The organism is Kribbella sp. NBC_00482 (genome assembly GCF_036013725.1).
In the GTDB taxonomy this organism is placed as follows: domain Bacteria; phylum Actinomycetota; class Actinomycetes; order Propionibacteriales; family Kribbellaceae; genus Kribbella.
Map to the genome: position 1 here is coordinate 5,258,148 of NZ_CP107881.1, position 22,762 is coordinate 5,280,909.

Annotated in this window: 21 protein-coding genes; 16 read left to right on the forward strand and 5 right to left on the reverse strand. The window is 68.0% G+C overall.

The window, feature by feature from the left end; genetic code table 11:
* The first annotated feature begins 36 nt into the window (after positions 1-36).
* Both OHB24_RS25730 and OHB24_RS25735 read left to right on the forward strand, forming a co-directional pair.
* A complete protein-coding gene (locus OHB24_RS25730; protein WP_327633400.1) occupies positions 37-1,440 on the forward strand; it encodes a DUF1800 domain-containing protein in 1,404 nt (467 codons plus the stop codon).
* 7 nt (positions 1,441-1,447) lie between these two features.
* Positions 1,448-2,698 (forward strand): DUF1501 domain-containing protein, encoded by a 1,251-nt coding sequence (locus OHB24_RS25735; protein WP_327633401.1) that lies wholly within the window; start codon positions 1,448-1,450, stop codon positions 2,696-2,698.
* A gap of 190 nt (positions 2,699-2,888) precedes the next feature.
* On the opposite strand, the gene OHB24_RS25740 is transcribed toward OHB24_RS25735, so the two are convergent.
* Together OHB24_RS25740 and OHB24_RS25745 are read right to left on the reverse strand one after the other, a co-directional pair.
* The gene (locus OHB24_RS25740) at positions 2,889-4,235 is read right to left on the reverse strand and encodes a sensor histidine kinase (protein WP_327633402.1); all 1,347 of its coding nucleotides are present in this window, start codon (positions 4,233-4,235) and stop codon (positions 2,889-2,891) included.
* The gene (locus OHB24_RS25745) at positions 4,232-4,894 is read right to left on the reverse strand and encodes a response regulator transcription factor (protein WP_327633403.1); all 663 of its coding nucleotides are present in this window, start codon (positions 4,892-4,894) and stop codon (positions 4,232-4,234) included. The genes OHB24_RS25740 and OHB24_RS25745 overlap by 4 nt, the downstream gene beginning before the upstream one ends.
* A gap of 334 nt (positions 4,895-5,228) precedes the next feature.
* Here OHB24_RS25745 and leuA point away from each other — a divergent pair, with 334 nt between their 5' ends.
* From leuA to recO, 12 genes are all read left to right on the forward strand, one after another.
* Entirely contained in the window at positions 5,229-6,902 is a 1,674-nt protein-coding gene (gene leuA, locus OHB24_RS25750) for a 2-isopropylmalate synthase (RefSeq protein ID WP_327641103.1), read from the forward strand.
* Positions 6,903-7,149: 247 nt separating this feature from the next.
* Complete coding sequence (locus OHB24_RS25755) at positions 7,150-8,250, forward strand: ABC transporter permease (RefSeq protein WP_327633404.1); 1,101 nt, start codon at positions 7,150-7,152, stop codon at positions 8,248-8,250.
* A gap of 4 nt (positions 8,251-8,254) precedes the next feature.
* Entirely contained in the window at positions 8,255-9,154 is a 900-nt protein-coding gene (locus tag OHB24_RS25760; protein ID WP_327633405.1) for an ABC transporter permease, read from the forward strand.
* A gap of 5 nt (positions 9,155-9,159) precedes the next feature.
* Positions 9,160-10,239, forward strand: coding sequence for an ABC transporter ATP-binding protein (locus OHB24_RS25765; protein ID WP_327633406.1), 1,080 nt, complete (start codon positions 9,160-9,162; stop codon positions 10,237-10,239).
* On the forward strand, positions 10,236-11,297 hold the full coding sequence (locus OHB24_RS25770) for an ABC transporter ATP-binding protein (protein ID WP_327633407.1): 1,062 nt from the start codon (positions 10,236-10,238) through the stop codon (positions 11,295-11,297). Before OHB24_RS25765 ends, OHB24_RS25770 begins: the two co-directional genes overlap by 4 nt.
* 20 nt (positions 11,298-11,317) lie before the next feature.
* Positions 11,318-11,503 (forward strand): hypothetical protein, encoded by a 186-nt coding sequence (locus OHB24_RS25775; protein WP_131462281.1) that lies wholly within the window; start codon positions 11,318-11,320, stop codon positions 11,501-11,503.
* Positions 11,504-11,564: 61 nt separating this feature from the next.
* Positions 11,565-13,430, forward strand: coding sequence for an ABC transporter substrate-binding protein (locus tag OHB24_RS25780; RefSeq protein ID WP_327633408.1), 1,866 nt, complete (start codon positions 11,565-11,567; stop codon positions 13,428-13,430).
* 41 nt (positions 13,431-13,471) lie between these two features.
* A complete protein-coding gene (locus OHB24_RS25785) occupies positions 13,472-14,923 on the forward strand; it encodes a GNAT family N-acetyltransferase (protein ID WP_327633409.1) in 1,452 nt (483 codons plus the stop codon).
* Between the two features lie 63 nt (positions 14,924-14,986).
* Positions 14,987-15,277: an SAV_915 family protein gene (locus OHB24_RS25790; RefSeq protein ID WP_327633410.1), complete on the forward strand. Its 291-nt coding sequence runs from the start codon at positions 14,987-14,989 to the stop codon at positions 15,275-15,277.
* A 54-nt stretch (positions 15,278-15,331) separates the two neighbouring features.
* On the forward strand, positions 15,332-16,321 hold the full coding sequence (locus tag OHB24_RS25795) for an aldo/keto reductase (protein ID WP_327633411.1): 990 nt from the start codon (positions 15,332-15,334) through the stop codon (positions 16,319-16,321).
* Complete coding sequence (locus tag OHB24_RS25800; RefSeq protein ID WP_327633412.1) at positions 16,318-17,145, forward strand: SDR family oxidoreductase; 828 nt, start codon at positions 16,318-16,320, stop codon at positions 17,143-17,145. Before OHB24_RS25795 ends, OHB24_RS25800 begins: the two co-directional genes overlap by 4 nt.
* Before the next feature lie 12 nt (positions 17,146-17,157).
* A complete protein-coding gene (gene recO, locus OHB24_RS25805) occupies positions 17,158-17,910 on the forward strand; it encodes a DNA repair protein RecO (RefSeq protein ID WP_327633413.1) in 753 nt (250 codons plus the stop codon).
* Positions 17,911-18,674: 764 nt separating this feature from the next.
* Here recO and OHB24_RS25810 read toward each other — a convergent pair.
* The 3 genes from OHB24_RS25810 to OHB24_RS25820 form a co-directional block, all read right to left on the reverse strand.
* The gene (locus tag OHB24_RS25810; RefSeq protein WP_327633414.1) at positions 18,675-19,172 is read right to left on the reverse strand and encodes a hypothetical protein; all 498 of its coding nucleotides are present in this window, start codon (positions 19,170-19,172) and stop codon (positions 18,675-18,677) included.
* A 495-nt stretch (positions 19,173-19,667) separates the two neighbouring features.
* Positions 19,668-20,660, reverse strand: coding sequence for a hypothetical protein (locus OHB24_RS25815; RefSeq protein WP_327633415.1), 993 nt, complete (start codon positions 20,658-20,660; stop codon positions 19,668-19,670).
* Positions 20,654-21,055, reverse strand: a complete 402-nt coding sequence (locus tag OHB24_RS25820) for a hypothetical protein (protein WP_327633416.1) — start codon at positions 21,053-21,055, stop codon at positions 20,654-20,656. The genes OHB24_RS25815 and OHB24_RS25820 overlap by 7 nt, the downstream gene beginning before the upstream one ends.
* Positions 21,056-21,661: 606 nt before the next feature.
* Here OHB24_RS25820 and OHB24_RS25825 point away from each other — a divergent pair.
* Positions 21,662-22,519, forward strand: coding sequence for an isoprenyl transferase (locus OHB24_RS25825; RefSeq protein ID WP_327633417.1), 858 nt, complete (start codon positions 21,662-21,664; stop codon positions 22,517-22,519).
* Positions 22,520-22,560: 41 nt separating this feature from the next.
* Positions 22,561-22,746, forward strand: a complete 186-nt coding sequence (locus tag OHB24_RS25830; protein ID WP_327633418.1) for a hypothetical protein — start codon at positions 22,561-22,563, stop codon at positions 22,744-22,746.
* Positions 22,747-22,762: the final 16 nt, after the last annotated feature.

Consider the following 22,762-nt stretch of genomic DNA (forward strand, 5'->3'; position numbering starts at 1 on the left):
CTACACGAGGTCGGTAGACGATGTCTACTCGAACCTGTGGATCCGCTGAAGAAGGCCGCCGGATCCTGGCCCGGCGGCGGTGTGCTGGACACGATCGGGAGCATGACCGGGATCAGTGACAGAGCCGTCGTGCGGCGGCTGAACGATCGGCTGGGCTTCGGCCCCGCGCCGGGCGACCTGGAGGCCGGCGTCGACGCGACCGTACGGCGCCTGCTCGGCCCGACCACGGACGCAGCCGCGGCTGCGATCCCCGCACCGACCGGCCTCGAACCGCCGACGAAAGCGAACAAGCAGAACAAGCAGGACAAGGGCGCGGAGAAGCAGGATCCGGATGGGAAGAAGCAGGATCCGGCGGCGAAGAAGGCTGCTAATCGGGAGCGGGCTGCGCAGGAGCGCAAGCTGACTGTCTGGTGGCTCGATCGGATGGTCGTGAGCCGGACCGCGGGGGAGCGACTGACCTGGTTCTGGCACGGGCACTTCGCGACCAGCAACCAGAAGGTCCGCAACGCCGCCTGGATGCTGGCCCAGAACCAGACCCAGCGCCGCCTCGCCCTCGGCCGGTTCGGCGACCTGGCGCAGGCGATGATTGTCGACAATGCCACGATCCGATGGCTGGATGGTCAACGAAATCGCAAGGGTTCGCCGAACGAGAACCTGGCCCGCGAGTTCATGGAACTGTTCACCCTCGGCATCGGCCACTACCAGGAAGCGGATGTGGCGCAGGGCGCTCGCTGCCTGACCGGGTGGGTACTGCGCGAGAACGGCGCGACCTTCCAGCCCCGGCGGTTCGACTCCGGGACGAAGACGGTGCTCGGCAAGACCGGCAACTTCGACGCGAAGGGCTTCGCACAGCTTGCATTGGCACAGCCCGCGTCGGCCGCGTTCGTGATCGGGCGGCTGTGGTTCCGGTTGGTGTCGGCGACGCCGCCCGACGCGGCCACGCTTGCCCGGCTGAGCGCGGCGTACGGCAGCAGCCGGGACGTGAGGTCGTTGCTGACGGCAATGGTTGGCGAAGCGGGGTTCCGGAATCCGGCGGCGAGTCTGGTGAAGCAGCCGGTCGAGTGGGCGGTCGGGTTGCTGCGGGCGCTGGGAGTCCGGCCGGGGAAGCTCGCCGAGAAGGAGCAGACCAAGTTGCTCGCGGGGCTGCGGGGAATGGGTCAGTTGCCATACCGCCCGCCGAGCGTCGGCGGTTGGCCGGCCGGTGCGAGTTGGCTGACCACGTCTGCCGGCCTAACGCGGCTGCAGCTCGCACAGCAGTTGGCGAAGCAGGCCGACCTGTCGATTGTCGACAACGCAACCGATCGAGTCAGCGCGGTCGGCGCACTGCTCGGTGTCGACAGCTGGTCCGAACGGACCCGGTCGGCGCTGGCCGGTGTCAAGGATCCAGCGCAGCTGGCCGCGGTTGCGGCCTGCGCACCCGAGTACGTCGTGAGCGGATAGGAGAATTGTGGACAATCTGACGAGACGACGGTTCCTGACGCTCAGCGGGGTGACCGCGGCCGGCGCGCTGGCCGCCGGGGCGACCCAGGTGAACTGGTCCGACCTGATGGCTGCGGCGGTCGACGATCCGCTGCCGAGCGATCAGTCGGTGCTGGTCGTGATCACGTTGTACGGAGGGAACGACGGGCTCAACACAGTCGTCCCGGCGGCGGACCCGGCGTACCAGAAGGCTCGGCCGGACCTGGCGTACAAGGGCGACGAGGTGCTCGACCTCGGCGACGGGCTCGGGCTGAACCCGGGGATGAAGGGCCTGAAGGGGCTGTGGAACAACAAGCGGCTCGCGATCGTGCGGGGCGTCGGCTATCCGGAGCCCGATCGCAGTCACTTCCGGTCGATGGCGATCTGGCAGACGGCGTCGCCTAAGTCGCCCGTACCGACCGGGTGGCTCGGCCGCTGGTTGGATGCGACTGGGGCGGACCCGCTGCGGGCGGTTTCCGTCGAGCCGACCCTGCCTCCGTTGCTCGCCGGTGAGACCACGGCCGCAGCATCGCTACCGTTGCGCGGGTTGGCGTTGCCGGGCGGTGCGTTGGGTACGGCGTACGCGGCGCTGGGCAAACCGAGTCCGGGGGAGGGGCACTGGCAGGCGCGGGCGGCGAAGTCGGTGCAGGATCTTCAGAACGCGACGCACGTACTGGGGAAGGCGGTGCGGAGCGGTCATGAGCAGGAGGACGAGGACGATGAGGAGCGCACGAAGGGCGCGTCCGCGGGCGGTGCCTCGCAGCTCGGCGCGCAACTCGAACTGATCGCCGGGCTGATCGAGGCGGGCGTGCCGACGCGGGCGTACTCTGCGTCGCTCGGCGGCTTCGACACGCATGCGGACGAGCGCGGGACCCAGCAGCGGTTGCTGACCGAGCTCGACGGTGCGCTGACGCCGTTCGTACAACGGCTGCAGCGGACCGACCGCGGGAAGAACGCGGTCGTCCTCGTGTACTCGGAGTTCGGCCGCCGCGTGCAGGCGAACGGCAGCGACGGCACCGACCACGGCACAGCCGGCCCCGTCTTCGTACTCGGCGAGAAGGTGACCGGCGGCTTCTACGGCGAACAGCCCAGCCTGACGGACCTGTCGAACGGCGACCTGAAGTCCACCACCGACTTCCGCGACGTCTACGCCACAGTCCTCCAACACGTCCTAGGCGCCGACCCCGCCCAAATCCTCGCCAACCACACCACCACCATCAACAACCTCCTCCGAACCTGACCCCGCCCCGACCCCCGCCCCGACCCGCGCCCGCCCCGCCGGCAGCACCGCCCTGCCCGAGCCCTGCACCTCGCCAACCTGAGGCCCGCATTTGCCTGGCAGACCCAGCACGTTGGGGGTTCATGACCCGGAACCCGGGTGTGGAACCCCCGATTTGATGGGTCAGCCAGGCAAATGCGGTCGCGGCGGGTCAGGTTTGGGGTGGGTCAGGTGGTGGGGCGAGGGGTGGGAGGGTTAGGTGGAAGGCGGCGCCGCGGTGGCCGTCGGGGCGGTTTGTGACGGTTAGGTCGCCGCCGTGGGCTCGGGCTACGCCGCGGGCGATCGCGAGGCCTAGGCCGGCGCCTTTGCTGTGGGGGCCGTGGACCAGGCGGGCGAAGATGCGTTCGCGGGCGGGTGGCGGTACGCCGGGACCGTCGTCCTCGACGCGTACGCCGGTTGGCGCGACTGTGATGCGGAGGGCATGGGCGCCCGCCTGGCGGGCGTTGTCGACGAGGTTGGTGAGGACCTGGGTGAGCCGATCGGCGTCGGCCGTGACCGTAGCCGAGCCGACGAGCTCCACGCGAACGTCGGGCGCAACCAACCGAAGACGAGCAGCCTGGGCCTCAGCGAGGTCGCGGAGATCCACGGGCGCCAGATGGAGCTGGAGCCCGGCGTCGATCCGACTGAGTTCGAGGAGGTCGGAGACCAGCGTGCCGGCTCGACGCGACTCGCGAACCAACAACAACTCGAGCTCCTCACGTTGCGCGGCCGACGCGTCCGGCCCGAGCTGGATCAGGGTCTCGGCAGCCGTCTGCAGCCCGGCCACCGGCGTGCGCAGTTCATGAGCGGCGTCCGCCACGAACTCCCGCATCCGATCCTCCGACAGCCGCGCGACCTCCTCGGACCTCCGGGCCGCCGCCTCCGCGTGCCTCGCCGTCCCTTCAGCGCCTTCGAGGGCGTCGAGCATTTCGTCGAAGGCGGTTGCGGTGCGGCCGAGTTCGGTGTCCGCGCGGGCCGGCTGCAGCCGCCCGCCGCGCCGCCCGGCGGCGATCGACCGCGCCAACCCGGTCATCGCGTCCAACGGCGCCAACGCGAACCGCATCCCGATCACCAACGCCAGCGCGGTGATCAGAATCGCCAGCCCGCCGGAGATCAGCAGCACGTTCCGCAGCCGGGCGCTCGCATCGGCCAGCAGCCCGGTGTCGGCGGACAGCAGCAGCGTCGCGCCCTTCGTCTGCGGACCGGCCTGCAGCGTCGCCTTCACCTGCCGGGCGGTCGCACCGGAATCGATCGGCGGAGCACCGAACTGCCGCCCGTTCCGCAGGATCAGCGTCACCCGGACCCCGTCCGCGTCCACCCGCCGTACCAAGTTGCCTGGTGCAACGTTCTGTCGCGCGAGCTGCTGCGCGAGCTGAGCCCGCCCGGTGAGCAGCGAGTCGAGACTGCGCTCCGCCTGCGCGTCGAACACCGCCTTCACCGTCAGCCCGGTGATCGGCAGCACCACGAGCAGTACGGCGATTGCAGTCAATGTCACCCGGACCCGCAGCGACAGGTTCATGAGCGCAACACGTACCCCGAGCCGCGGACCGTGTGCAGCAGGCGCGGCCCGTGTGCCTCCAGCTTGCGGCGCAGACCGCTGACGTAGACCTCGACCAGGTTGTCCGCGTAGTCGTCGTACCCCCAGACGGCGGTCAGCAGTTGCGTCTTGCCGACCACCTTCCCGTCCCGTCCGGCCAGGAACGCGAGCAGCTTGAACTCGGTCGCCGTCAGTTCGATCGCCGTCCCGGCCCGGCGTACCGCTCGCGCCTCGACGTCCACCTCGAGGTCGCCCACTGTCAGCACGGTCCGCAGCCGACCCATCCGGCGCAGCACCGCCTCCACGCGGGCGATCAGCTCGGCCAGGACGAACGGCTTGACCACGTAGTCGTCCGCGCCGGTCCGCAACCCGTGCAGGCGGTCCTCGACGGCGTCGCGGGCGGTCAGCAGGATCACGCCCGCGTTCGACGTCTCGCGGGCGAGCGTCAGCAGCTCGAACCCGTCCCGCCCAGGCAGCATCACGTCCAGCAGCACCAGATCCGGCCGGTACGTCGCCAGCTCCCGTTCGAACCCGTCGCCGTCCGGTTGCGTCCGTACGTCGTACCCGGCCTCGGTCAGGGCGATCCCGACGGCGGTCCGGATCGGTTCCGCATCCTCCACCACGAGTACTCGCGCCGTCATCCGCCCATCCTCGCACCGGCGCCGAGCCACCCCGCGACCCCGCAACGCGGATCCTCAGCACATCCTCAGCGAGGACGCGATCACTCTCCGTATCTCGCCGGTCGAGACCCCCGGTTCGACGGGCCGGGGGAGTTGTGCATAGACTCGCAGGCATCATGCGGCACCAGCTTCTCCTCCTTCGCTGCCGCGGCGAGGCCTGTTAAGGCCGGTTCCCTCGCCGCGGAGTTCTGTCGTTCGCCGGTCGTCCAAGCGACCCTGTGCAGTAGACAGCTTCTCGAGGAGAACCCCCGTGGCACCGAAGAACCAGCCCCAGCCTGTTCAGCAGCCGTCCGGTATGCCGACCCATCGCTACCGCGCGTTCCCGCCGATCGACCTGCCCGACCGCACCTGGCCGGCCAAGTCCGTCGACCGCACCCCGCGCTGGCTGTCCACCGACCTCCGCGACGGCAACCAGGCGCTGGTCGAGCCGATGTCCCCGGCCCGCAAGCGGCGGATGTTCGACCTGCTGGTGAGGATGGGCTACAAGGAGATCGAGGTCGGTTTCCCGAGCGCCAGCCAGTACGACTTCGACTTCGTCCGCAGCCTGATCGAGGACGACGTCATCCCGGACGACGTGACGATCTCGGTGCTGACCCAGGCGCGCGAGGAGCTGATCGAGCGCACCGTGCAGTCGCTGCAGGGTTCGCCGAAGGCCACGATCCACCTCTACAACGCGACCGCGCCGCTGTTCCGCCGGGTGGTGTTCAACGTCGACAAGGCCGAGTGCCGCACGATCGCGGTCCGCGGCACCGAGACCGTGATGAAGTACGCCGACGAGATCCTGGGCGACTGCGAGTTCGGGTACCAGTACAGCCCGGAGATCTTCACCGGCACCGAGATGGAGTTCGCGCTCGAGGTGTGCGAGGCGGTCAGCGACGTCTGGCAGCCCGCCGAGGGCCGCGAGATCATCCTGAACCTGCCGGCCACCGTCGAGATGTGTACGCCGAACGTGTACGCCGACCAGATCGAGTGGTTCGGCCGGAACCTGACCCGGCGCGAGCACAGCACGATCAGCCTGCACCCGCACAACGACCGCGGTACGGCGGTCGCCGCCACCGAGCTGGCGCTGATGGCAGGGGCCGATCGCGTCGAGGGCTGCCTGTTCGGCCACGGTGAGCGGACCGGCAACGTCGACCTGGTCACGCTGGGGATGAACCTGTTCAGCCAGGGGATCGACCCGCAGATCGACTTCGCCGACATCGACGAGATCCGCCGCACGGTCGAGTACTGCACGCAGATGCGCGTTCCCGAGCGTCAGCCGTACGCCGGTGACCTGGTCTACACGGCCTTCTCCGGCTCGCACCAGGACGCGATCAAGAAGGGCCTGGAGGCGCTGGACAAGCAGGCCGCGGCCGAGGGCAAGCCGGTCGGCGACATCGCCTGGGAGGCGCCGTACCTGCCGATCGACCCGAAGGACGTCGGCCGCAGCTACGAGGCCGTGATCCGGGTGAACTCGCAGTCCGGCAAGGGCGGCGTCGCGTACATCATGAAGTCCGAGCACCGGCTCGACCTGCCGCGCCGGCTGCAGATCGAGTTCAGCCGGGTGATCCAGCAGCACACCGACAACGAGGGCGGCGAGGTCGGCCCGCAGCAGATGTGGGACATCTTCGCGGCCGAGTACCTGGCGCCGGGCCCGCTGTCGCTGCTCAGCGTCAACTCGACGTCCGGTGAGGGCCAGGGCGACGAGCTCCGGGTTCAGGTCTATGCCAACGGCGTACCGCACGAGTTGGTTGGCGAAGGCAACGGTCCGGTGTCGGCCTTCGTGGACGCGATCAAGCCGCTGAAGTACGACGTACGGGTGCTGGACTACCACGAGCACGCGCTTTCCGCGGGCGGTGACGCGCTGGCCGCGGCGTACGTCGAGTGCGAGGTCGGCGACGAGGTCTTCTGGGGCGTCGGCCGGGACGCCAATATTCTCACTGCTTCGTTGAAGGCAGTGGTCTCTGCTGTCAACCGCGCCACGCGCTGACAGCGTTCGAATCTTCACTGCGAGTTGCCCGTCTCCGTGTCGGAGGCGGGCAATTCCTGTACGCCCCGGTACCGTAGCGTCACGGTCCGCAACGTTGTCTCAACGTTGCCTCAAGTCGTTGACTCGGTGACTGAGGTTGCGCACACTGTCGTCACTATGCGCAGATCCTTGCAAGACAGTGTTACTAAGTCGAGCTGATAAGGGTCTGCGCCACCGACTTTCCCTGGCAGTCGCGTGGAGGTGAGCAGTGAGTGGTGCGGTCGACACGTCCGCGACGAAGCTGATCGAAGGACCGGTCGTCGAACCGAGACCCTCGGCTGCTCGGCGTTTCGTCAACGCCTGGCTGGTCCGAAGACTCTTCAAGGCGGTCCTGACGGTCTTCATCGTCACCACCGGTACGTTCTTCCTGGTCAGATTGTTGCCCGGTAACCCGGTCGACACCTATATCCAGACGCAGATCGCGCAGACCGGTATCTCGTACGAGGCGGCCGCCGCGCAGGCGAAGAACCTGTTCTCGCTCGACCCGGACGCCCCGGTGATCTCGCAGTACGGGACCTACATGGTCAACCTGCTGCACGGCGACTTCGGCAACTCGGTCCTGTCGCCGGGGACCACGGTCGCGGACGTGATCAAGACCTACCTGCCGTGGACGCTGTTCTCGGTCGGTGTCGCGACGGTCTTCAGCTTCATCATCGGCATCCTGGCCGGCATGATCATGGCCTACCGCCGGGAGAGCTGGATCGACCATCTGCTGACGTCGATCGGCTCGCTGCTGCACGCGATCCCGAACTACATCCTGGCGATCCTGATCGTGGTCTTCCTCGGCGTGAAGTTGCAGTTGTTCAACCTCACCGAGGCCCGCGGCTCGTACACCCCCGGGGTGGAGCCGTCGTTCAGCCTGAGCTTCCTGAACGACATCTTCTACCACGCGTTCCTGCCGATCCTCGCCTACGCGCTGACCACGGTCGGCTCCTGGGCGCTGGTGATGAAGTCGTCCACGGTGGAGACGCTCGGCGAGGACTACGTCACGGTCGCCCGGGCGCGCGGTCTGTCGGACAACCGGATCCGGTCCGGGTACGTCGGACGCAACGCCGTACTGCCCTTGTTCAGCCAGCTCGCGGTGTCGCTGGGGTTCGTGGTCGGCGGCTCGATCTTCGTGGAGAAGATCTTCGGCTACCAGGGCATCGGCTTCAGCCTCTTCAACGCGGTCAACGGCCGCGACTACCCGGTGCTGCAGGGGATCTTCCTGGTCGTCACGATCTCGGTGGTGGCGGCCAACCTGCTGGCGGACGTTCTCTACAGCCGACTGGATCCGCGGATCCGGGTCAGCGGCACAGGCAAGGGGTGACGAGATGGGCGATACGACAATGCTCCCCGTCTCTGCGGTCGGCACGACCGCAGTTTCCCGGTTCGCCGGCATCCTGAGCTCGCTGCGCCGCAGCCCCGCCGGTTTCATCGGCTTCGTGATCGTCGCGCTGATGGTGCTGATCACCGCGATCGTGCCGTTCTTCCTCCCCGACGTGGCACCCAACGTCAAGGAGATCCTGCTCCCCGCCGGAACGCCTGGGCACCTGCTCGGCACCGACAACGAGGGCAAGGACGTCCTGATCCAGATGATCGGCGGCGGCCGGACGGTGATCTTCGTCGGCTTCATCGCCGCGGCGATCTCGACCGCGCTGGCGATCGTGCTCGGATCGCTGGCGGCGTACCTCGGCGGCTGGGTCGACACGGTCGTCGTCACGCTGGCCGACGTCTTCCTGACCGTCCCGCAGATCGTCCTGCTCGCCGTCATGGGCGCGTTCTTCAAGCTCGACTCGCCGCTCCTGCTCGCGCTGCTGGTCGGCGGCCTGTCCTGGCCGGTGCTGACCCGGGCGGTGCGCGCCCAGGTGTTCTCGCTGAAGGAACGCGAGTTCGTCGAGGCCGCCCGGCTGCTCGACCTCGGCACGATCAGGGTGGTGTTCGTCGAGATCCTGCCGAACATGGCCAGCTTCATCCTGATGAACTTCATGATCGGCGTCACGAACGCGATCTACCAGCTGGTCGGCCTCTACCTGCTCGGTCTGGCTCCGCTGAGCGGGGCGAACTGGGGCATCATGCTCAACCGCGCCTGGATCGCCGGCGCCATCTTCAACGACGCGAGTCTGGCCTGGATCCTCAGCCCGATCTTCGCGATCGTCCTGCTGCTGCTCGGACTGGTGATGATGACGAGATCCCTCGAAGAGATCCTCAACCCGCGACTCCGGGACCGGTGAGCGCGATGACCACGACATCTTCGAGCGACCGCGCAGTGCGCGGCGGCCACGACAAGCCCCTGCTGTCGATCCGCGACTTCAAGGTCGAGTACCGGACCGGTTCCGGTACGACGGTGCAGGCGGTCCGCGGCGTCGACCTGGACCTGTTCCCGGGCGAGAGCCTCGCGCTCGTCGGCGAGAGCGGCTGCGGCAAGACGACGTTCGGGCTCGGTCTGCTTCGGTTGCTGCCGCGGCTCGGGCACGCCAGCGGCAAGGTGACCTTCAACCGCGGCGACGGCACCGAGATCGACATCCTCGGCCTGGACGGCCGGGACCTGCGGCAGTTCCGCTGGCGGGACGCGGCGATGGTGTTCCAGGGCGCGATGAACGCGTTCAACCCGGTGCTGAAGATCCGCGCGCACATGCACGACACGATGCGGGCGCACACCAAGGCCAGCAAGCAGGAGATCGAGGACCGGGCCGGCGAACTGCTGAGGCTCGTGCGGCTCGAGCCGTCGCGGGTGATGGACAGCTACCCGCACGAGCTGTCCGGCGGTATGCGGCAGCGCGTGCTGATCGCGATGAGCCTGCTGCTCGAACCCGAGGTGCTGATCCTCGACGAGCCGACCACCGCGCTCGACATCCTCACCCAGCGGTCCGTCGTCGACGTCCTGCACGAGGTGCGCGAGCGGCTCGGGTTCTCGATGATCTTCATCTCCCACGACCTGTCGCTGGCCGCCGAGCTCGCGGACCGGGTCGCCACCATGTACGCCGGTCGCATCATCGAGACCGGCGGCGTCCGGGACATGTTCTACCGGCCGCGGCACCCGTACACGCTCGGGCTGATCAAGGCCGTGCCGCCGATCGTCGGCGACCTGCCGGACATGGAGTCGATCCCGGGCGGCCCGCCGAGCCTCGCCGCGCTGCCGAAGGGCTGTACGTTCAGTCCGCGCTGTAAGTACGCGACCGAGGAGTGCAACGAGGCCGATCCGCCGCTGATCCCGATCACCGACGAGCCGGGCGACTACCACGAGGTCGCCTGCATCCACTCGAAGGACGTGCACCTCGAACGACGGGTGCAGGACGGATTGGGGACCGCCTCATGAGCGCGCAGGAGTTGTCTCCCCAGGACACGGCCCGGCCGCCGCTGATGACGCTCGGCGGGGTCAGCCAGGTGTTCGACACCAAGGCCGGCCCGATCCGCGCCGTCGACGACGTCGACCTGTCGGTCAACCCCGGTGAGGTGCTCTGCCTGGTCGGCGAGAGCGGCTCCGGGAAGACCACGGCGGCCCGGATGGCGGCGGGTCTCGCCCGGCCGACCAGCGGCACGGTGGCCTTCGACGGCACCGACATCTGGTCGATGAAGCGCAACGACTTCACCAACTTCCGGCGCAGCGTGCAGTACGTCCACCAGGACCCGTACGCCTCGCTCAACCCGACGCGGACGATCCTGCAGACGATCACCGCCCCGCTGCTCAAGCACGGAGTGGTGAAGAGCAAGAAGGAGGCCGCGGACCGGGCCGTCGACCTGCTCACCAAGGTCGACCTGACCCCGCCCGAGAACTACCTGTCGAAATACCCGCACCAGCTGTCCGGCGGTCAGCGGCAGCGGGTCGCCGTCGCCCGGGCGCTGACGCTGGACCCGAAGCTGATCATCGCCGACGAGTCGACGTCGATGCTGGACGTGTCGATCCGGATCAGCGTGCTCGCGATGCTCGGCCGGCTGCGTGACGACCTCGGCGTCGGGTTCCTGTTCATCACCCACGACCTGGCGATCGCGAAGTACTTCGGCTGGCGCGGCAAGACCGCGGTGATGTACCTCGGCCGGATCGTCGAGTTCGGGCCGACGCCGAAGATCATCAACGCGCCGACGCACCCGTACACCCGGGCGCTGATCGACGCGATCCCCGAGCCGGACCCGGACCTGACCAAGACCAAGGGCCGCGAATCCCTGCGCAGCCTGGAGATTCCGAGCCTCGCGCATCTGCCGTCCGGCTGCTCGTTCCACCCGCGCTGCCCGCAGTTCGAGGACGGGCTGTGCGACGGGGCGATCCCCGAGCTCACCACGATCCGGCCCGGCCAGTCCGCTGCGTGCCACGTGGTCGCGCGCGACGGCGTACCCGGTGTCGGCGAAGGGGGACATCCGGATGAGCCGGGGGCCTGATGGCGTCCCAGATGGGCCGAATGGCGCTCAGTTGGGCAGCGTTCCTGGTGCTGGCCAGCGGAGTCCTGCTACTCACACTGACGCCGGGCACCCCGGAGTTCGTCGTCACCTTGTTCACCTTGTGTTTGGGCCTGCTACTGGGCCTGGTGGTCGTCGTCGGCGTCGTGCTGACCCGGCGCCGGGAAAAACGCGAGGGCGGTAGTTAGTCCCACCAGTAAGTAGTAACTGACCCACATGGGCGTGTGGTCAGTCCAGAAAGGACGAAGGATGAGTCCCACCGGCACCAACGATTCCGGCAAGAACGGTCTGGGCGCGAGCGCCGAGACCAACGCGATTTCCCGCCGGCACGTGCTCCAGATCTTCGGTATCGCCGGTGTCGGCGCGGCCGGCATCGGGTCTGTGACGGCGTGTTCGCCGAGCAAGCCGAACGCCAGCGGGGGTGACAGCGGCAAGTCCGGCAACAAGGAGTTCCACGGGGCGTACCCGTACCAGTTGCCGCCGAAGGGTCACTTCAACCTGATCGCCGGTGTCACCGACGGCATCCAGGCCAGCAACAGCCCGTACTTCGACCTCGTCTACCCGTCTGCCGGCATGTACTACTGGGCCGACAAGAAGTGGGAATGGATGATGGCCGAGTCCGGCACGCTGGACGAGGCGACCAAGACCTACACCCTGAAGCTGCGCTCCGGGCTGAAATGGAGCGACGACAAGCCGGTGACCGCGAAGGACGTCGTGTCGACGTTCAACCTGCGCTGGCTGCTGCGCCAGCAGGAGTGGACGTTCCTGTCCGACGTCAGCGCCAAGGACGACACCACGGTGGTGTTCACCATCGGCACGCCGTCCACCGTCCTGGAGCGCTACATCCTCCGGGCCGGCATCCTGCCGGACTCGGTCTACGGTGAGTGGGCGACCCAGGCCGAGACCATGCGCAAGGCCAAGACCAGCCTGGACAGCGCCGAGGGCAAGAAGCTGAACGGCGACTTCCAGAAGTTCCGTCCGGAGAACCCGGTCGTCTCCGGACCGTTCAACTTCGACGTGAAGAGCATGACCAACGCGCAGATGTCGCTGGTCAAGAACGACAAGGGCCTGTTCGCCGACAAGATCGGCTTCACCAAGGTCGTGCTGTACAACGGTGAGACCTCCGACATCTCCCCGGTCGTTCTGAACAAGGACGTCGACTACGCCACCCACGGTTTCGCGGTGGCGACCGAGAAGACCCTGCTGGGCAGCGGTTTCCGGATCCTCCGGCCGCCGGTGTACTCGGGTCCGGCGCTGGTGTTCAACTACACCGCGCATCCGGAGCTGGCCGACGCCCGCGTGCGGCAGGCGATCGCCTACGTCCTGGACCGCAACGAGAACGGAACCGTCGCACTCGGCGATTCGGGCAAGCCCTGCAAGTTCATGGCAGGCTTCTCCGACATCCTCGTTCCCGACTGGGTCTCGGACGCCGACCAGAAGAAGCTGCAGGCGTACGAGAAGGACGAGGCCAAGGCCACCTCGCTGCTGACCGAGGCCGGGTGGAAGAAGAACGGCGGCAAGTGGACGCTGCCGAACGGCAAGCCGGCCGCCTACGACATCAAGTTCCCGACCGAGTTCGCCGACTGGAACCCGGCTGCCACCAACGCGGCCGACCAGCTGAACAAGTTCGGGTTCAACATCACCAAGCGGGGCATCACCTTCACCCAGCTGAACCCGGACGTCCTGGCCGGCAAGTTCGACATCGCCATCCAGGGCTGGGGCGCGTCGAGCCACCCGCACCCGTACTTCGCGTTCGTCCAGGACCTGTACACGTTCAACTACGTGATCGCGGCGAACTCCGGCGGCAAGGGCATGAACTTCCCGCTCAAGCAGACCACGTCGGCGGGTCCGATCGACCTGCAGTCCGTGGTGGACAAGTCGGCCCAGGGCCTGAACGTCGACGAGCAGAAGAAGAACATCACCGCCGCGGCGGCGGCGTTCAACGAACTGCTGCCGATCATCCCGCTCTGGGAGCGCTACGGTAACAACCCGGCGCTCGAGGGCACCCGGGTGGCGAAGTTCCCGGCCGACGACGACCCGATCCTGAAGAACGCGCCGTACGCGGACAACTTCGTGATCATGGGCATGTACTCGGGCAAGGTCGCGCCGGTTTAACAATTGGCGTTCTGACCCGATTGTTTGGTTGGGTCGGCCGGGTGATCAGCATTCGCGAGATCGACCCGGCCGACCTGGCCTTGTTCGACGAGTGGTACGACGCCTTCCGGGCCGGCGCGGTGGCCGGGCGGGAGGCCGCGCTGGTGACCGGCCGCGAGGCCCTCGGGTACTCGCTGCGCAACCCGGGACCGTTGAAGACCCGGATCGCGGTCGGCGCGCTCGAGGACGACCGGGTGCTCGGCACGATGCTGTTCGAGTACCGGCTGACCGACAACCTCGACACGGTCGAGGTCGAGATCGACGTACCGCCGGCACATCGGCGGCGGGGGATCGGTACGGCGCTCTGGCAGTGGGCCGTCACCCGATCGGCGCAACTCGGTAGGACGATCGTCCAGGCCGAGCTCGGCGTACCCGCCGACGACTCGCCCGGGGCCAGGTTCGCGGAGCGGCTTGGGTTCCAGGTGGAGCACGTCGAGGAGCATCTCGTCGTACCACTGCCGTACGACGACCTGCGGCTGGAGGACCTGCGCTCTTCCGCGGGCCGGCTCGACGGGTACCGGCTGACGTCGTGGGCGGGACTGTGCCCGCCGGAACATCAGCAGGCGTACGCCGACCTGCACACCGCGATGGATCTCGACGTACCGACCGGTGGCATGACGCGCGAGGTCGTACCGTGGACCGTCGAGAAGCTCGAGGCGAGTGAGGCACGGATCGACCGGAGCTACCTTGCCCTGGTGACGATGGCGCACACTCTCGCCGGTGAGCCGGCCGGGTACACGCTGATCTATCTGTCCCGCGGGGATGCCGAGAACGCCCAGCAGGACGACACGCTGGTACTGCGGGACCACCGCGGCCATAACCTCGGCACCCACTTGAAGCTGGCGAACCTCGAGCAACTCGCCAAGCACCGTACGACGCAACGCTTCCTGCACACGTGGACGGCGCTGACCAACGCCCCGATGCGCAAGGTCAACACCCGCTTCGGCTTCCGCGCGGTCGAGCAGCACCGCGAACTGGAGTTGCGCCTGCCCAGCCTCCGCCCGGCAGCCCGCGGCGTGATCCTCGACCCCGACGATCGCATCCTGCTGGTCCGCTTCGAGTTCGACGACGGGCCGCTGTGGGCGACACCGGGTGGCGGTCTCGAGGCCGGCGAAACCGTGATCGAGGGCCTGCGGCGCGAACTCGTCGAGGAGGTCGGCCTCCGGGACTTCGCCGACCCGACGCACCTCTGGCACCAGGAAGTAGTTGCCGAAGGCCACGCCACCGGGTACGACGGCGTCCTCAACGACTACTTCCTGATCCGCACGGACCACTTCACCCCGGCCGGCTCGCTGACCGCCGAGGAGCTCCGCGCCGAGAACGTCCACGAGATGCGCTGGTGGACCCAGGCCGAACTCGCCGATCACGATGAGCGGTTCGCCCCTCGCAACCTGCCCGATCTGCTCCGGCAGGTGCTGGCGAGTGGACCACCGACCACCCCGCTCGGCCTGTGAGAGACCTGTGCGAACTCTGCAAGAACAGGAGCTCCGGGCAACGAGAACGCCTAGCTTCGAGATGTGAAGCCTCGGCATAGCACTGACTGGTTCGTCCCCGTCCACTCTGTTGGCGACATCGCCGCACCGCAGATGGGGCGGCTGCCCGACGGCCGTCGGGTCGGCATCGCGTTCACCACCCTCGCGAACCTCCGCATCGCGTCCGGACCACGGCAGGAATGGATGCGCCTGACCGAGGAGGCGTTGCGCGAGACGCTCGCGCCGCTCGGTGTCACGAGGATCCAGCTCGACCCCGTACTGGTTGGGCCGGATCTACAGCCGGCGTACCCGACTGAGCCTGCCCTCGCCCATTAGCACGAATCTGGGCCCTTTGGTCCGCTGAGCGGGCCGCGGCGGTAGGTTCGGGGTATGCGTGAATCCCAGCTCGGTGACCTGACCGTTTCGGCCCTCGGCCTCGGCTGCATGGGCATGTCCCAGTCGTACGGCGTCCGCGCCGACGACTCCGAGTCCATCGCGACCCTGCACGCGGCCATCGACGCGGGCTGCACCTTCATCGACACCGCCGACGTGTACGGCGACGGCGAGAACGAGGAACTCGTCGGCCGCGGGCTCGCGGGCCGCCGCGACCAGGTGGTGCTCGCGACGAAGTTCGGCTTCAAGCGCCCGGCGTCGGCCTCGGCGCTGCCGTCCGTCGTCGACGGCTCGCCTGCCTACGCCCGCGAGGCCATCGACGCGTCGCTGCGCCGGCTCGGCGTGGACCACGTCGACCTCTGGTACCTGCACCGCCGCGACCCGCAGGTACCGATCGAGGAGACGGTCGGCGCGATGGCCTCGATGGTGGAGGCCGGCAAGGTGCGGTACCTCGGTCTGTCCGAGGTCAACGGGGAGACGGTGCGCGCGGCCCACGCCGTACACCCGATCACCGCCGTCCAGAGCGAGTGGTCGCTGTGGACGCGGGACCCGGAGACCGTCGTACTGCCGACGCTGCGTGAGCTCGGGATCGGGTTCGTGCCGTTCAGCCCGCTCGGGCGCGGGTTCCTCACCGGGCAGATCAAGTCGGAGGCCGACTTCCCCGAGGACGACATGCGGCGCGGTCTGCCGCGGTTCCAGGGCGAGAACTTCCAGCGGAACCTGGACCTGGTCGCGCAGGTGCAGTCGCTGGCCGTTTCGAAGGGCGTGACGCCGGGGCAGCTGGCGCTCGCCTGGTTGCTTGCGCAGGGCAATGACGTGGCGCCGATCCCGGGGACGAAGCGGCGCGCCTATCTCGCGGAGAACCTCGGCGCTGTGGACGTTACGTTGAGCGCTGAGGAGCTGGCGGCACTGGACGAGGCGTTCCCGCCGGACGCGGTGGCCGGCCAGCGGTACACCCAGGGCGGGATGGACCTGGTGGGCAAGTGATCGGCGTCACCGGTTCGACCGGACAGCTCGGGTCGCGGATCGTCGCACAGTTGCCCGGCGAGCCGCTGCGGTTGATCGTGCGGGATCCGGCGCGGGCTCCGTCGGTGCCGGGTGCCTCGGTCGCGCAGGCGGCGTACGGCGAACACGCGGCGTTGCTGTCGGCGCTCGACGGCGTCGACGTACTGATGTTGCTGAGCGCAACGGAGTCGGCGGATCGGGTGGCGTTGCACAAGGCAACGGTCGATGCGGCGGTGGCTGCGGGTGTGCAGCGGATCGTGTACACGTCGTTCGTCGGTGCGGCACCCGGGGCGACGTTCACGTTCGCGCGGGACCATTGGCACACCGAGGAGCACATCCGGTCGACCGGGGTCGACTTCACGTTCCTGCGCGACAACCTGTACCTCGACTTCGTGCCCGGGTTCGTTGGTTCGGACGACGTGATTCGCGGGCCGGCCGGGGACGGGCGGGTCGCCGCGGTCGCCCGCGACGACGTGGCCGCCGTCGCCGCTTCGGTCCTCCTCTCTGCTGAGTCCGCTCACTCCGGTGCGACCTATGACCTGACCGGGCCGTCGGCGTTCACGCTGGCCGAGGCGGCGACGGTGTTGACGGAGGCCTGGGGCCGCAAGGTGCGGTACGAGGCCGAGACGCTCGACGAGGCCTACCGGTCCCGCGAGTCCTACGGCGCCGCCCCGTGGGAGGTGGCCGGGTGGGTCACGTCGTACGCGGCCATCGCCAGCGGCGAGATGGGGCACGTCTCGACCGCCGTCGCCGACATCACCGGGCGTCAGCCGATCGGCCTCGAGGAGTATGTCGGTCGCGGGTGAGACACTGACGTCGTGCCGCTCTACCGGGATCAGGCGATCGTGCTGCGCACCCAGAAACTGGGTGAGGCGGACCGGATCGCCACGCTGCTGACCCGCGCCAACGGCAAGGTCCGCGCGGTCGCCAAGGGCGTCCGGCGTACGTCGTCACGCTTCGGCGCCCGGCTCGAGCCGTTCAGCTACGTCGACCTGCAGCTCGCCACCGGCCGCACCCTCGACGTCATCACCCAGGCCGAGTCGATCTCGGCGTACGGCGAGGGCATCGTCAACGACTACGCCCGCTACACCGCCGGCACCGTCCTGCTCGAGACCGCCGACCGCCTCGTCGTCGAGGAGAAGGAACCCGCCACCCAGCACCACCTGCTCCTGGCCGGCGCCCTCCGCGTCCTCTCCACCGGCGAACGCGAACCGGCCCTCGTCCTCGACTCGTTCCTGCTGCGCTCACTGGCGATCTCCGGCTACGCCCCGTCCTTCGACGACTGCGCCCGCTGCGGCGAACCAGGCCCCCACCGCGCCTTCAACCCCGCCGCCGGCGGCATGGTCTGCGCCACCTGCCGCCCACCCGCCTCAGCCATGCCGTCCCTCGCCACCGTCACCCACCTGGCCGCCCTCCTCACCGGCGACTGGCCCACCGCCCTCCAAGCCGACCCCCGAACCCGCCGAGAATCCACCGGCCTGATAGCCGCCTTCTTCACCTACCACCAAGAAAACCAACTCCGCTCCCTACCCCACCTAGACCTAACCCCCAGCCCCCACCGAACCGTCTGACCCGCCTCCGGTTGTGGACGCCTGACTACCGGTCACGCGCCTGCTATCGGTCGCGCGTCGGCCAACCGGTCGGACCTGATCCACTGCGGCTTTGGCGCGGATACCCGGTCGTCGGCTGCCGACGACCGGGAGCCGGGTCTGGTCCGCCTGAGCCGGACCACGGCGGGCTGCGACGCGGGTCGACGTACTGGGCTGCCCCGGCTTGGTCGGCGCCTCGCGGACTGCGTGTTCCGGCGGGTATGAGCGAGCGGGTCGAACTCAACGGCTGCTGACCGGACCAAGCGTGCGCGATCGCTCTCTTGGTATCCAGTTCTGCTTGACGGGCCGCTCGGCTGCCGCGGGCATCGGGCCTGCGGTCGCCGAAGCGGTTGAGACCCGGTTGCTGGTCGTCCGGATGACGGCTGAGTCGAGCGCAGACGTGTGCGTAGACGTCGTTCGGCCCGCGCCGGGGTTTCACCGCGAGCAACTCCCGGCGAGGCCGTTGGCCGGGAGCCGCCGGTGCCATCTCGCGGAACACCAAACGATAGTCAGCCTTGCGCTCAGGATCTGACCGGATGTACGCCGTCACACAGTCGCGGAGATCACCCTTGCCCGGCTCGCAACCGAGCGCATGGTGTCCGTCGGTTGCCCCGGTCCGAAGTCTCTCGATCTCCCGCAGGATCTCGCGGTACAGCTGGCGGGCAGCCGAAGACGTCCTGGCCTGCCGGCGCAGGAAATGCAGATCCTGATGGGCTTTCTCGATTCCGACGATCAGATACCTGGTGTCATTGGTCATCGCCCTCTGACCTCTCGGCACGTATCTCGTCGAGAAGCTCGCGGGTCAGGGGATCATTGGCGGCCCACTCGTCCAGGTCCAGGGGGCGGCTGCCGGGGAGTGGCTCCGTCGCGTACCTGCGCACCGTGGGGTCGTCGACGACACCGGCCGGCGGGTGATCATCGCCGCGAAGGTCGCGGTACTGCGCCGTCGACATCACCACGGCCTCAGGCTCCCCGTCCGCCCCCCACACCACCGGAACACCGGCACCGGCCCGCATGGCCTCCACGAGCCGCGGCAGCTGCTGCGCAAGCACCCCCGGCTCGATCACCTCGTCCGCGACCGCGAACTTGCCTTCCCCACCGAGATCCTCGAACTCGTCGTACGTGAGCATGACCGCCTCAGGAACCCCGTCCCCGAAACTGAACGCCCAAGCCCCCGCCCGAAACCGCGCAAGCACCCCCACCAGATCCGCCCGAACCTGATCAACAGAACCCCAACTCGTCATACCCCGAACCTATTGCCTCCGCCCCCACCCCCGCGGAACTTATCCACAACCCCGCCCCAGCGGCGCGCTTCCAACGGACCAGGACCACCATCCGCCGCAGCCAACCGCCTCTCCCGACGGCAAACCCGGAACAGCCGACCTCACCCGGAGCACGGTCTGCGTCGGAGCAACCCGGTCGTCGTACCCTGCCGGCCTGGCACAGGCTCGTGGCGATGGCGAGCGGAACCCGCCGGTCGTCGTGCAGTTGGCAGGTTGTTGCGCCGCTGCCGGGTTGTAACACGCCAGCGGTGCAACAACCCGTCAGCGGGCACCCCGCGCGAGGTCGCGTCGGCCCAACCGCCGCGCGAACGCACCCCCGTCGACCATCACGCCGAGTCGTGGCGTTTGGTCGGCCCTCGAAACCACGAGTCGTGAATTCAGGCTGCGTTGAGCAGCCGAATCCCACGACTCGACGCCCCAGCAAGAAGGACTGCGGACGCCGGCCCGGATCACACCTCAGCACGTCGCCGTGCTGGGTGCGACAGCCTCGCCACCGTTCGGATCGACGAGCACTGGGACCGCTTGTCCGATGCGCAGTTGGGTGGCTGCCTGCTGGGTCATGGCGATCTGCCCGGTATCACCCAACGTGCTCTGCCAAGTGATGTCCCACTGCGCAACCGCGGTCACCGGGTACTTGCAGTTCGCCAACTTCTCCGACGTCTTCACATACCGATGCCCACAAGTAGGCGAACCCTTCACACCCATCGACTTGTCGTACGGCGTCCCCGGCCCCTCACACCGAACCGTCTTACCGTCCCCCATCGACCAGTTGATCGCCTTCACCTGCGCAGTCGCCGTAACAGACAACCCCGGCACACTTGCACGCCGAACGATCGGCCCCCAAGTGTTCTCCGTCTTCGTAACCCACAGCCACACCGGCATGTTCACCAGACCGATCTGCCCCGGGCCTGGCGCCGTGCTGACGAGAGGCGCATCCAAATGCATGGCTGCAATTGCCTCATAAACCAATGTCACCGGGTCTACAACTACCGTGTCGGGCGTGCCAGGTATCCACACCCACTTGGTGACGAAGTGGTCGTCGTACTCACTGACGCAGTTCCATATTGCGCCGTCGGTGTGGCCCTGCCACGCGGGGTCGCTGCGCGGAGGCTGCGGCTGGAGCCGCCGCAAGTAGCATTGCCGGCTGTTCGACCAGTTACCCAAGTTGGACGTACACGTACGCGCGGCGCCACCCTGCAAACAGATTCGTTCCGGCTGCTTCGTGGTCGACTTGACAGGTTTCTTGCCGGGGATCTTGTCGGAGCCTGGCTTATGCCTGGTTGACTGGAGGAACCAGTCACAAATTGACAAAGCCTTGATGCATTTCCAGACATAATTCGGTCCCGGCTTGGGGGCCCGTGTTTCGCCGGCGTCTGCTTGCAGCGGCTGAGCAATCGTCGCGACCGCTATGGCGAGCGTGAGAGCCAGCCTGGATGCGGACTTCAGCATGCGCCCAGCTCCTGCTCGGCGATCAACCACCAGCGTTTCGCGCCGCCTGTTGCTGACGGTGCGTAGACGACGCTGGATGAGACCTTCTTGGGCTTCTTGGTCCCGGTGCCGGCTGACACAGGCTTGTTGTCTGCCTGAGAACGGATGACGACCGCAGAGCTGTCGATGCAGTTGATGAGCCGGACTTCGGGTTGCTCCAGGTCGAGGTTGACGGACGACACCTGAAGAGTCGTGATCTTCGTACGGCCGGATTCGTACCAGCCGTACTCCTGGAATGTGGTGAGGTCCTCCAGCACCGTGCTCATCCACGCGCCTCCGTTGCCGGCGCTCGCCAGCTTGGCCTGATCCGCCTTGGCCGGTGATGCCAATGCGGTGTCGATCGCAGCCCGAGCCACTGCGTACTGCTTCTTCGCTGCTGCGATCGCTGTCTGTTGCGCCGGCGTCCAACGCGGTCCCGACGGTGTGGACGACGCCGTCGGGCTAAATGACGAATTCGTGGGTGTGGGAGCCGTGTTCGGTCGACCCGCCTCTGGGGATCCGGTACAGGCCGAGAGCGCCACCAAGGCGCAGAGAGCTGCGAACGCGGGTCCGAGTATCGAACGGCGGGGCATGTGGTGGGGCTCCGTTCTTGGGTGCTGTTGGTGTAAGGGTGGCATACGGAGGGTGTTCGAGGTCGGGCGTTGTCCACAGGTTGCAGGTTGTTGCAGCGGCTGGGTGTGATGGATCGGCGTCGGGCGGTGACGGGCCAGGGCCGGCCGTACGTCGGGGAGGTTGGCGGCTGGTGTACGGCCTGGTGTGGTCAGGATGTGTGGCCTTGTGCATCGGGTCGGTGGGCGTGGAGCGGGCTGGTGCGGATTTGGTGCACAAAGAGGCGGTGGAGGGCTGATCGGGGTCGAGTCGCGGTGGGGCAGCAGGTTGTGCGGGTGGAGGGGCGGGCAGTTGGTCAGGGGGTGCGGGGGTAGGCGGGGTGGGTGTGAGACGGGGGATGGGAGACTGCGGGCATGTCGCCTATTGGTCGTCGTCGGGGTCGGGGGGTTGTTGGGCGGGGGGAGCAGAAGGTGGTGGTGGCGCCTGAGGGGCATCCTTCGGGGGCTCGGGTGCCGGTGGTGCCGAAGGAGTTGGTTCCGCGGCATGTGGCGATCGTGATGGACGGGAACGGGCGGTGGGCCAAGCAGCGGGGGCTGCCGCGGACCGAGGGGCACAAGGCCGGTGAGGCGTCGTTGCTGGACGTGATCAAGGGCGGCATCGAGATCGGGGTCAAGTACATCTCGGCGTACGCGTTCTCGACCGAGAACTGGGCCCGGTCGCCCGAAGAGGTGCGGTTCCTGATGGGGTTCAACCGCGAGGTGATCCATCGGCGGCGCGACGAGCTGGACGCGATGGGGGTCCGGGTGGTGTGGTCCGGGCGGCGGCCGCGGCTGTGGAAGAGCGTGATCGACGAGCTGGAGTACGCGCAGGAGCGGACCAAGGACAACGACACCATCACCTTGCAGTTCTGCGTGAACTACGGCGGCCAGGCGGAGATCGCCGACGCCATGCGGGAGATCGCCAAAGAGGTTGCCGCCGGCAAGCTGAAGCCGGACCGGATCACCGAGAAGACGATCGCCCGGCATCTCTACGCGCCCGACATCCCCGAGGTCGACCTGTTCGTCCGGTCGTCGGGGGAGCAGCGGACGAGCAACTTCCTGGTCTGGCAGCTGGCGTACGCCGAGATGGTGTTCCTGGACACGCTCTGGCCGGATTTCGACCGTCGAGACCTGTGGCGGGCGATCGAGATCTACGCGCAGCGGGACCGGCGGTACGGTGGTGCGATCCCGAACGAGGTAGCCGGCGGAGAATTGCGGGCACAGGGCAACTGATCCGGGAACCGGGTACGGGTCCGGCCGCGTCTACGCTGGTTGTGACAGTCAACGGGAGTGGTAGCGCGCCGGAGGAGACCCCGCGGGAGATCGCGGAGCGGGAACTGCTCGCTGCGCGGGAGGACGTACAGCAGATGGCCGAGGACATGCGCGCCAGGCTGAAACAGGGTGAGCAGGGTGAGCAGGGTGAGCAGGACCAGCAGGACGAACAGACAGCAGGCGAGTGAAGCGGTGCGTTGGGAG